We start from the raw sequence: 9,703 nt of genomic DNA on the forward strand, positions 1-9,703 counted from the left end.
TTCAGCCAAGTTTCTGTTGGTAGGCATCCGGCTTGAACCCGACCAGCAGTTCGCCATTCACATCGAGCACCGGTCGCTTGATCATCGACGGCTGGGCCTCCATCAGAGCGATCGCCTTGGCCGCATCGATATCGGCGCGGTCGGCATCGGGCAGCTTGCGGAAGGTAGTTCCGGCCCGATTGAGCAGCACTTCCCAGCCCAGCCGATCGACCCAGCCCTGCAACCGCGCGCGATCGATCCCCACAGCCTTATAATCGTGGAAATCGTAGCCGAGACTGCGATCCTCCAGCCAGGTCCGCGCCTTCTTGATCGTGTCGCAATTCTTGATGCCGTACATCGTGATCGTCATCTTTGTCCCCTCTCCCCTCACGTCATCCAGCGCAGGCTGGGGATCTCAGGAGGCTATAGCGCACCCTGCCTCTTGAGATGCCCGCCTGCGCTGGCATGACGAACTGAGGAACTACAGCACATATTTCGACAGGTCGGTGTTCCGCGCAATTTCGCTGAGCTGGCCGTTCACATAGGCCGCGTCGACCGTGACGTTGCTGCCCTTGCGGTCCTCAGCTTCGAAGCTGACCTCCTCGAGTAGCTTCTCCATCACTGTCGACAGCCGCCGCGCACCGATATTCTCGATCTGCCCGTTCACCTCGGCGGCGATCTTCGCAATCGCGGCGATACCGTCATCGGTGAAGGAGATCCCGACGCCTTCTGTGCCGATCAGCGCGCGATATTGCTCGGTCAGGCTCGCCCGGGTGTCCGACAGGATGCGGACGAAATCGGCCTCGGTCAGCGCCTTTAGCTCGACCCGGATCGGCAGCCGTCCCTGCAACTCGGGCAAAAGATCCGATGGCTTGGCGACATGGAAAGCGCCCGACGCGATGAACAGGATGTGGTCGGTCTTGAGCGGCCCATATTTGGTCGCGACCGTCGTCCCCTCGATCAGCGGCAACAGATCGCGCTGCACGCCTTCACGGCTCACCGAACCACCGCGAACATCGCTGACCGCAATCTTGTCGATCTCGTCGAGGAACACGATTCCGTTCTGTTCGGCATCCTGCAATGCCACCCGGCTGACCTCATCCTGGTCGAGCCGCTTATCGGCCTCCTCGTCGACCAGCTTGCCCCACGCAGCGCGGACCGTCATCTTGCGGCGCTTGGTGCGGTTGCCGCCCATCTTGCTCATCATCTCGGTGAGATTGATCATGCCGACCTGACCGCCCATGCCCGGCATCTCGAACGGCATGCCGCCCGAATCCTCGACCTCGATCTCGATCTCCTTGTCGTCGAGCTGATGCTCCTCGAAGCGCTGGCGGAAACTCAGTCGGGTCGCTTCGCTCGCATCCTTGCCGACCAGCGCGTCGAGCAAACGCGCCATCGCCGCTTCCTCGGCCTTGTCCTTCACCGCGGCGCGGCGGCGGTCCTTTTCCAGCCGCACCGCCTCCTCGACCAGATCGCGGGCAATCTGCTCGACATCGCGGCCGACATAGCCGACCTCGGTGAACTTGGTCGCCTCGACCTTGACGAAGGGCGCATCGGCCAGCTTGGCCAGCCGCCGGCTAATCTCGGTCTTGCCGCAGCCGGTCGGGCCGATCATCAATATATTCTTCGGCGTCACCTCGTCGCGCAGATTCTCGGGCAGGCGTTGCCGCCGCCAGCGGTTGCGCAGCGCTACGGCGACCGCGCGCTTGGCGTCGGCCTGGCCGACGATATGTGCGTCGAGCGCGGCGACGATCGCCTTGGGAGTCAGATTGTCGTTCATTCTAATATGCTTTCGATGGATGATGGCCGCTGCACGGCGCTGGATCAGGACGCGCTATCGAGCGTTTCGACGGTCAGGCTGTCATTGGTGTAGACGCACAGCTCGGCGGCGATCGCCATCGCCTTACGACAGATCGTTTCGGCATCCGCCTCGTAATCGACCAGCGCGCGCGCTGCTGACAATGCGAAATTCCCACCCGAGCCGATCGCGGCAACCCCGCCGATCGGTTCGAGCACATCGCCATTGCCGGTCAGGATCAGCGTCACCTCCTTGTCGACGACGATCATCATCGCCTCCAGGTTGCGCAGATATTTGTCGGTCCGCCAGTCCTTGGCGAGCTCGACAGCGGCGCGCAGCAGCTGCCCGCCATGCTGCTCCAGCTTACGCTCAAGGCGGTCGAACAGGGTGAAAGCGTCGGCCGTCGCGCCTGCGAAACCGCCGATCACCAATCCGTCGCCCAGCGTCCGGACCTTACGGGCGTTCGGCTTCATGACCGTATTGCCCATCGATACCTGGCCGTCGCCAATCACGACGACCTTGCCGCCTTTGCGCACCGACAGGATCGTGGTGCCATGCCATTTGGGAAGTTCGCTCATATCCGTCCTAAAATGCTCTGCCGAGGCCGGATATGGGGAGTCGGTTTCGTCAGTGCAACTCGGTCAGCCCCGCCCCGCAAACATGAAGCACGCCGCGCCGATCATGCAGGCGAAAGCGCCGGCGTGCCGCCATCCAATCGGCTCGCCCAGCACCACCACCGCGAAGACGGCGAAGACCAGCAAGGTCACGATCTCCTGCGTGATCTTGAGCTGCCCCGCGCTCCAGCCCTGAAGATAGCCGATCCGATTGGCCGGCACCGCGAAGCAATATTCGACCAGCGCGATACCCCAGGACGCAAGGATCACGATCCACAGCCGCGTGTCGGTGAATTTGAGATGGCCGTACCAGGCGACCGTCATGAAGATGTTCGAGCAGATCAGCAGGACGAGCGGGGTCAGCGTCATGCCCAAGGCATAACGCCGGTCGTGCAATATGGAAGAGGTCAGGCCGCCTGAAGCGTCGGGATTTGGCGGCGCTTGCCGCGCAGCGTCATGCCGACCAGCCCGAAACCACCCAGCATCATCAGCCAGGTGCCGGGTTCGGGCGCGGTGATCGGACCACCGGGCTGAACGACCGAGCCGATACCGATGCCCGATGTGCCGCCGCTGACGCCGTTGATCGACTGGAAGCGGGTCACGAAGCTGTCGAAGGATACCGAGGCCATCGCCTGCGCGAAGGTCAGCGCGAAGGTGCCGGTCCCGGTGTTGCCCTGATAAAAGCCGCCGCCGCCGCCGCCCGCGCACGATCCGCCGCCCGAATTGAAGCAGACGTCAACCGTGCTGTAGCCCTCCGGATAGTTGCCGCTGAGGTTGGCGTTGTCGAACGCCCCCGTCACCACCGCACCCATGGGATTGGGGTTGGTGTTGAAGGCGAAGCCGCTGAGCCGGGCCGTCGTTGTGGAGTCATTCGCCAGCGAATAACCGAAATTATAGGTCTTCCCGTTGTTGGTGACGCCGTTGAAGGTGAAGGTGCCCAGCGCGGATACGCTCGGCGTCGTGACGCTGTTGACCTGGCCGACATAATCGACCTGGAAGCTGTAGCCGCTATTGCTGGAATTGACGATCACGGCGCCGAACGCTGGAGCCGCCAGCGCGGCAGCCATCATCGCGGACAATGCCAAAGCTTTCATTTTACGCATAATACACCCCCACAGACCGGCGCTCCCCGACAGCAGCCGATCTGCCGACTATAGCACAGTATCGTAACGATCGCCATCGCCGACGATATGCGGTTTTCCGACCTTTTCCCGGTTGACCAGAATGCGAACGATTCGCAAATCATCACAATCCTGCGGAAATGTCGATCATGACACGAATCGAGTAACAAGCAGCCCGCGCCGAAACAGCCCGCAAGCGGCATCTTGCAGCTAAAGTATAATATATTCGGACCTTTTCGGCCGCTCGCCTTAACCGGCGCGTACTCTCCGCCGCGCTATAGGAAAGACAGCCCGGAAACGGTGCTGAGTATTGGTTGCATAGCGTAGTGAGCCGAGGATGTTGCGATGATCGAACCAGAGATAAACGTGCTCGTGATCGACGACTCCCTTGTCATAAGGGCGATGCTCGCCGGCCTGTTTGAAAAGGACCGCAGGCTCAATGTCGTCGGCGTCGCGGCGTCCGCCGAAGAGGCCACCGCTATCCTGAGGGAACGGCAGGTCGATGTCGTCACCCTGGATATCGATATGCCCGGCACCGACGGCCTGACCTATTTACAGACGCTCAATGCCCGGCATGTGCCGGCAGTCATGCTGTCGGGCAGCACCGCCGAAGGGTCGGAGACCCGCATCGGCGCGCTGATGCTTGGCGCCGCCGCCTGCTTCAACAAGGCTGACACCATGAAGAATGCAAATGCGCTGATCCAGCTTATCAAGGCAGCCGCACTCAATCAGGTGAAGCTCAGCCGGACCGATGCCGCCGCCTTGCTCAAGGCCAAGCAGGAAGCGCTCCGCGGAGGGGCGACCGCCTGAAGGACTTGATTGGCGTTGATGGCTCGCCGCCCTCCGGATCGCTAGCCCTGCCTGTCGGCGATAAATGCGCGTTGCCTCACGCTCATGGATTTGCGCCAGCCACTGATGAATCCGCTTCGCCTCGACATTGGGCGATCCGGCCGCCTCGCGCTCGCGCTGACCGCAACGGGCCGTGAATATAAAAGATTGCTCCGCAACATGAATTGGCTGGAGCCGCTGCTCAGCGCACGGGAAGGTGCTTTTCGAGAAAGGCTATCACGCCCGCGCTGAACGGGTCGTTCTTGTCGCCCGCAACCATATGCCCGGCACCGGGCACATCGAAAATTTCGGTCTGCGGCACGAGTTCGAGCATTTCCTTTACGCCGGCCTCATCGACGATGTCGCTCTTGCCGCCCCGTACCAGCAGGATCGGCAGCGTCACGCGGTGCGCGACTTGCAGGATGCCCGGCAGGTTCGGAGGTTCGGCAGATTGTATCGAATCGAGCAGGCGCGGATCCCAGTGCCAGTACAGCCGGCCATTCTCTCGCAGTCGCAGATTCTTGTTGAGGCCGCTTATATCCTTTGGCCGGGTCCGTTCAGGATAATAGGCCGCCACTGCATCGGCTGCCTCCTCGATCGTCGCGAAGCCTTCCGGGTTCGCGCGCATGAAACTGGTTATCCGCTCGCTGCCCGCCTTGGCCGGCCGCAATACGATATCGACCATCACCAGCGCATCCGCGATGGGTTCGTCGCTCTCTCCGGCCGCCAGGAACGCGGTCATGCCACCCATCGACGCGCCGACCAGCGCGACCGGCCGCCCGACAGTCGCAAGAACCGTCCGGAGATCCCGCGCCATCGCCTGCAGACCATAGTCTCCCGAAGGTGACCAGTCGCTGTCGCCATGCCCGCGCGCATCAAGGTTGACGACGCGATAGCCCTGATCGATGAGCCGCCCCATCGTGCCTGCCCAGGCGTGGCGAGTCTGTCCGCCGCCGTGCATCAGGATCACCGTCGGCGCGCCGGGGCGCCCCCCAACATCGCCGACGAGGCGCAATCCGTCCGCCGTCATGAAAGTTTGGACGCGAATGCCATTCCGGACTGAGCAGTTCCACGCCGATGACGGGAAATCAACCCGTCCTCCCGCAATCGCGCTTACCAATAGGGCATCGGTCCGAATGGACCGTAATAGTCGAAAATCCGTTGATCATATTGTTTGCGGCTGGGCCCACCCAGCGTCACCAGTTCGTCCCGCTCATAATGCGGCGCCCCTTCGAGCGTCGCCCGGTCCAGCGCGACGACATAGCCGCCGCGTTCCGGATTATAGTCGAGCAACGACCAGGGAATGGGATGAAATTTCTCGCCGATGCCCAGAAAGCCACCGAACGACATGATGCCATAGACTATCCGGCCGCTCTTACGCTCGATCGAAAGATCGTCGACATGGCCCAGAGATTCACCCGAGTGGTTGAAGACCGGAGTTCCGGATACCCGGCTGCCAAGAATGAGCTTGTGATCGGCCTCTGCGTCGGCCGCCGACATTGCGTGTGTCATGATCATCTCCTGCCGCCCCGCATGAAGCCAGGCTTGCTGCGCGGAGCCAACGGCGCGATATCAACCGACAGGATTTGCGGATTGTTCCCGCCGATGCCTCGGCGGGTTAGCGGCCTGATCGCCATGCGAGCAGAAAAATACGCGGCCCTTCGATCAGGTAGCGCCGCCATAGCCGGCTGGGATCAGCCAACAACCGGTGAAGCCATTCAAGCGATAGCCGACGCATCCAGCGCGGAGCGCGGCTGGCCCTTCCCGTTAGGAAATCGATCGAGGCGCCGATGCACAGCGCGGTCCCCCTCGCCTCGGGCAAGTCGCCGATCGCTGCGGCGATCAGTTCCTGCTGGGGCGACCCCACCGCCACCAGGATGAAGCGCGCGGCCGAGGCGGCAGCAAAGCGCGCCGCCACCGCGCGGGCAGCGGCATCCTCGTGCAATTCCATGGGCGGGATATGTTGAATGATGACGACATCCGGCCGGACCGCAGCGAGCTTTGCGATGTCGTCGGCATAGCCGCCGATGACGCAGATCCGATCGCCCGGAACCGCGATGTCGCGCAGCAATCGCCCGGTCAGGTCGCTGCCTGTCACCACTGGCAAGCGGATCCCCTGGAGCGATGCCAGCGCCGACAGCACCCGGCTGTCGCACAGCCGCCAGCCGGCCTGGCGATATGCGCGGCGCTCGGCGCTGTCACGATCCAGCTTCGCCAGCCGCACGACATGATCGACATTGGGAGTGACGAGATAGGCGAAACCGCTGTCGGCGCTGCGGCCCCGCAGCAGCGCGACAACCGCGTCCTCGTCGAGTTGCTCGAAGCTCAGTCCAAGATAGTCCATGCGCCTCCGATACCCCGACCATAGCGCGCGCCGGACAAAGAAAAAGGCCCGGCGTTTCCACCGGGCCTTTCGTTCTTGTGTTCTGATGCAGCTTAGCGGCGGTCGCCGAGGAACTGCAGCAGGAAGGTGAACATGTTTACGAAGTCGAGATAGAGCGTCAGCGCGCCCATCACCACCGACTTGCCGACAAAGTCGGTGCCGGCGACGTGATAGTACATGCTCTTGATCTTCTGCGTGTCATAAGCGGTCAGGCCGGCGAACAGCAGCACGCCGACCGCGCTGATCACCATGTTCATGACGGGCGACTTGAAGAAGATGTTGAGCAGCGATGCGATCAGCAGACCGACCACGCCCATGATCAGGAAGGTGCCGAAGCCCGACAGGTCCTTCTTCGTCGTATAGCCCCACAGGCTGAGCGACGCGAAGGCGGTGGCGGTCGCGAAGAAGGTGATCGCGATCGACGAGCCGGTATACGCCAGGAACAGCGACGACATCGACAGACCCATCACCGCCGCGAACGCCCAGAACAGGCCCTGCGCCGCGGTCGTCGACAGCTTGTTGATGCCGAAGCTCAGCACCAGGATGAAGGCGAGCGGCGCGAGCACGATCAACCAGCGCAGCGGGGTCGCGAAGACCTGTGCCGCCATGCCGGACTCGGCGAACAGCAGCGCGACGACGCCGGTCAGCAGCACGCCCGACGCCATGTAATTGTAGATCGAGAGCATGTAGGACCGAAGCCCAGCATCGAAAGCCGCCTCGGCCACACCGGCCCGTGTCGCGGCAGGCGCGGCAGTTGCTCGGGGGTCAGACCAGTTTGCCATGATGTAAAACTCTCCAGATAAGGCGGCGGAATGCCGCTTTCCCAACAATATCGGCGTAACCATTGAGTTTTTCAAGCAAATCACGCGTTACATTATGTCGAACGGGCTTGCGTTACCGTCTCACGACGGGTGAAATGGTCGCATGCACCGGCTTTTTGTCGCCCTGCGCCCGCCACGGGACATGCGTCAGGCGCTGCTTGCCGCGATGGGCGACATTCCCGGTGCGCGCTGGCAGGACGACGATCAGCTTCATTTGACGCTGCGCTTCATCGGCGATGTCGACCGCCATCTGGCCGAGGATGTCGCGGCGGCGCTCGGCGCGATCTCGCATCCTCCCCTCACCCTGCGCCTCGACGGCATCGGCTGCTTCGATCGGCGGGGGGCAGATCGACACCATCTGGGCGGGGGTGACGCCGCACGATGAAGTCCGGTCTCTCCATTCCGCGGTGACGCGTGCATTGACGGGCGCGGGAATCGCGCCCGAGGAGCGCGCCTTCAAGCCCCACATCACTCTCGCCCGCTTCGGGCGCGGCGCTTTTCCGGCGGGCGCGCTACCGATGCAGCATCTCTGGCCACAGCCGGTCGAAGCACGCTTCGACCATGTCCTGCTTTATGAGAGTGAGCTCGGTTCCGCCGGTTCGACCTATTCGGTGATCGAGCGTTACCCGCTCGGCTGAGCGCGCAGCATGGCGAGCAGGCCGTCGACACCGAGGCCGATGTCGCGCCAACTCACCTCGAAACGCTCATCCTCGCCGAAATAGGGATCGGCGATGTCTTGGCCGTGACGGCCATCGACGTGATCGAGCAGCATAGACAATGCGGCACGGGTGTCGGTCGGCTGGAGCCCGCGCAACACCGCCATATTGCTGCGGTCGAGGGCAATGACATGATCGAAACGCCGGAAGTCCTCGACGCTGACCTGCCGCCCGCGCAATCCACTGATATCCAAGCCGTAGCGTGCGGCGGTGGCGATCGCGCGCGGGTCCGGCGGGCGGCCGACATGCCAGTCGCCCGTGCCGGCAGAATCGACCTCGACCGCAAGACCTGCCCTGTCCGCCGCCGCGCGCATGGCCGCCTCCGCAAGCGGCGAGCGGCAGATATTACCGAGACAGACGAACAGCAGGCGTGGCGGCGCTGCCGGTGTCATTCCGCCTTGACGATGCCGCAGCCGAGACGCCCGCCGGCGTTGCCCGTCGGGTCGGTCTTGTAATCGTCGGCAGCGGCATGAACGACGATAGCCGCACCATCGGCGTCGAACAGCGGTTCGCTACCGCCCTTGAGCGTCGCGCCCTTCACGGTCGTCGTGAGCATGCCCGTACCGTCGGCGCCAACCGTCATATTGGGCATGTCGCCCTTATGGGCGCCGGCCGGATTATCATGGCCGTGCTGCTTTTTGCCCGGGTTCCAATGGCCGCCCGCGCTAGTGAAATCGGGGCCGGTGCACGTGCCGGTGGTGTGGATGTGAACGGCATGAACGCCGGCGGGCAGGCCAACCGCCTTCACGTCCACATGGATACCATCCTTGTGTTGCGTCAATATAGCCTGGCCTTTGGTCTGGCCCTGACCATCGACGATATCGGCGATCGCCTTACCGCCATGATGATGCTCATGCGCCAGGGCCGGCGCCCCAAATGCGCAGCCTACGAACAGCAGCGATGTGGCAGCGAAACTGATCTTGAACATGCTTCTCTCCCGGTAATTCGGCCCCCGGCAAACCGATCATGCCGTATCGGCATTGGCGAATAAAGTCTTGATGACAAAGAAAAAGGGCCGACCCGAAGGCCGACCCCAATTCTTGCCAGTCATCGCCGAAGCGATGGCTGAACCGCTTAGCTGCCGAAAGTGATTTCGACGCGGCGGTTCTGCGGCTCGCGGACGCCGTCGGCGGTGTCGACCAGCGGGCGGCTTTCACCGAACGCTTCAGTCGCAATCGCGCTGTCAGGCACGCCCTTGCCAGCAAGGTAGGACTTCACCGCGTCGGCACGACGCTGCGAAAGGCCGACATTGTACTGGTCGCCACCCGACTTGTCGGCGTGGCCGGCAAGCTGGACACGGGCCTGGCCGGTCGTCGCATAAGCGTTGGCCGCATTGTCGAGGATCGACGCAGCCTCCGCCGTGATGTCCGACTTATCCCAGTCGAAGAACACGATGAACGGACCCGGGCTTTCCACAACCGGCGGAGGCGGAGGCGGCGGAGG

The 9,703-nt window shown here is 63.0% G+C and carries 13 protein-coding genes and 1 pseudogene; 2 read left to right on the forward strand and 12 right to left on the reverse strand.

Annotation, left to right across the window (positions count from 1 at the left end):
• Window position 1 precedes the first annotated feature (1 nt).
• From WP12_RS01520 to WP12_RS01540, 5 genes are all read right to left on the reverse strand, one after another.
• The gene (locus WP12_RS01520) at window positions 2–349 is read right to left on the reverse strand and encodes an ArsC family reductase (RefSeq protein WP_046191975.1); all 348 of its coding nucleotides are present in this window, start codon (window positions 347–349) and stop codon (window positions 2–4) included.
• A gap of 111 nt (window positions 350–460) precedes the next feature.
• Window positions 461–1,759 carry an ATP-dependent protease ATPase subunit HslU gene (gene hslU, locus WP12_RS01525; RefSeq protein ID WP_046191976.1) on the reverse strand — a complete coding sequence of 433 codons (1,299 nt, stop codon included), beginning with the start codon at window positions 1,757–1,759 and terminating at the stop codon, window positions 461–463.
• 44 nt (window positions 1,760–1,803) lie between these two features.
• Complete coding sequence (gene hslV / locus WP12_RS01530) at window positions 1,804–2,355, reverse strand: ATP-dependent protease subunit HslV (RefSeq protein WP_046191977.1); 552 nt, start codon at window positions 2,353–2,355, stop codon at window positions 1,804–1,806.
• Window positions 2,356–2,418: 63 nt separating this feature from the next.
• On the reverse strand, window positions 2,419–2,754 hold the full coding sequence (locus WP12_RS01535; RefSeq protein ID WP_200894438.1) for a DMT family protein: 336 nt from the start codon (window positions 2,752–2,754) through the stop codon (window positions 2,419–2,421).
• A 44-nt stretch (window positions 2,755–2,798) separates the two neighbouring features.
• Window positions 2,799–3,494: a cistern family PEP-CTERM protein gene (locus tag WP12_RS01540; protein WP_235398868.1), complete on the reverse strand. Its 696-nt coding sequence runs from the start codon at window positions 3,492–3,494 to the stop codon at window positions 2,799–2,801.
• 363 nt (window positions 3,495–3,857) lie between these two features.
• On the opposite strand from WP12_RS01540, the gene WP12_RS01545 reads away from it, so the two are divergent.
• A complete protein-coding gene (locus WP12_RS01545) occupies window positions 3,858–4,322 on the forward strand; it encodes a response regulator (RefSeq protein ID WP_052730148.1) in 465 nt (154 codons plus the stop codon).
• Between the two features lie 220 nt (window positions 4,323–4,542).
• On the opposite strand, the gene WP12_RS01550 is transcribed toward WP12_RS01545, so the two are convergent.
• The 4 genes from WP12_RS01550 to WP12_RS01565 all read right to left on the reverse strand — a co-directional run bounded on the left by WP12_RS01550 (window position 4,543) and on the right by WP12_RS01565 (window position 7,505).
• Entirely contained in the window at window positions 4,543–5,370 is an 828-nt protein-coding gene (locus WP12_RS01550; RefSeq protein WP_046191980.1) for an alpha/beta fold hydrolase, read from the reverse strand.
• A gap of 83 nt (window positions 5,371–5,453) precedes the next feature.
• Window positions 5,454–5,852, reverse strand: a complete 399-nt coding sequence (locus tag WP12_RS01555) for a PRC-barrel domain-containing protein (RefSeq protein WP_046192019.1) — start codon at window positions 5,850–5,852, stop codon at window positions 5,454–5,456.
• Window positions 5,853–5,958: 106 nt separating this feature from the next.
• Entirely contained in the window at window positions 5,959–6,684 is a 726-nt protein-coding gene (locus tag WP12_RS01560) for a WecB/TagA/CpsF family glycosyltransferase (protein ID WP_046191981.1), read from the reverse strand.
• Window positions 6,685–6,776: 92 nt separating this feature from the next.
• The gene (locus WP12_RS01565; protein WP_046191982.1) at window positions 6,777–7,505 is read right to left on the reverse strand and encodes a Bax inhibitor-1/YccA family protein; all 729 of its coding nucleotides are present in this window, start codon (window positions 7,503–7,505) and stop codon (window positions 6,777–6,779) included.
• A 142-nt stretch (window positions 7,506–7,647) separates the two neighbouring features.
• Here WP12_RS01565 and thpR point away from each other — a divergent pair.
• Window positions 7,648–8,182, forward strand: a pseudogene (gene thpR, locus WP12_RS01570) (RNA 2',3'-cyclic phosphodiesterase).
• Here thpR and WP12_RS01575 read toward each other — a convergent pair.
• The 3 genes from WP12_RS01575 to WP12_RS01585 form a co-directional block, all read right to left on the reverse strand.
• Window positions 8,167–8,652, reverse strand: coding sequence for a low molecular weight protein-tyrosine-phosphatase (locus WP12_RS01575; protein WP_046191983.1), 486 nt, complete (start codon window positions 8,650–8,652; stop codon window positions 8,167–8,169). The pseudogene thpR and the gene WP12_RS01575 sit on opposite strands and share 16 nt — an antisense overlap.
• A complete protein-coding gene (locus WP12_RS01580) occupies window positions 8,649–9,188 on the reverse strand; it encodes a superoxide dismutase family protein (protein ID WP_046191984.1) in 540 nt (179 codons plus the stop codon). The genes WP12_RS01575 and WP12_RS01580 overlap by 4 nt, the downstream gene beginning before the upstream one ends.
• Window positions 9,189–9,334: 146 nt before the next feature.
• The coding region (locus WP12_RS01585) for an OmpA family protein (RefSeq protein WP_046192020.1) at window positions 9,335–9,703 on the reverse strand (369 nt) is incomplete at its 5' end.

The organism is Sphingomonas sp. SRS2, from assembly GCF_000971055.1.
Classification (GTDB): Bacteria; Pseudomonadota; Alphaproteobacteria; order Sphingomonadales; family Sphingomonadaceae; genus Rhizorhabdus.

Bases quoted from the DNA above. Each gene is read 5' to 3' on its own strand.
- WP12_RS01520 (WP_046191975.1), bottom strand. From the start codon at position 349: ATGACGATCACGATGTACGGCATCAAGAATTGCGACACGATCAAGAAG.
- hslU (WP_046191976.1), bottom strand. From the start codon at position 1,759: ATGAACGACAATCTGACTCCCAAGGCGATCGTCGCCGCGCTCGACGCA.
- hslV (WP_046191977.1), bottom strand. From the start codon at position 2,355: ATGAGCGAACTTCCCAAATGGCATGGCACCACGATCCTGTCGGTGCGC.
- WP12_RS01540 (WP_235398868.1), bottom strand. From the start codon at position 3,494: ATGCGTAAAATGAAAGCTTTGGCATTGTCCGCGATGATGGCTGCCGCG.
- WP12_RS01545 (WP_052730148.1), top strand. From the start codon at position 3,858: ATGATCGAACCAGAGATAAACGTGCTCGTGATCGACGACTCCCTTGTC.
- WP12_RS01550 (WP_046191980.1), bottom strand. From the start codon at position 5,370: ATGACGGCGGACGGATTGCGCCTCGTCGGCGATGTTGGGGGGCGCCCC.
- WP12_RS01555 (WP_046192019.1), bottom strand. From the start codon at position 5,852: ATGACACACGCAATGTCGGCGGCCGACGCAGAGGCCGATCACAAGCTC.
- WP12_RS01560 (WP_046191981.1), bottom strand. From the start codon at position 6,684: ATGGACTATCTTGGACTGAGCTTCGAGCAACTCGACGAGGACGCGGTT.
- WP12_RS01565 (WP_046191982.1), bottom strand. From the start codon at position 7,505: ATGGCAAACTGGTCTGACCCCCGAGCAACTGCCGCGCCTGCCGCGACA.
- WP12_RS01575 (WP_046191983.1), bottom strand. From the start codon at position 8,652: ATGACACCGGCAGCGCCGCCACGCCTGCTGTTCGTCTGTCTCGGTAAT.
- WP12_RS01580 (WP_046191984.1), bottom strand. From the start codon at position 9,188: ATGTTCAAGATCAGTTTCGCTGCCACATCGCTGCTGTTCGTAGGCTGC.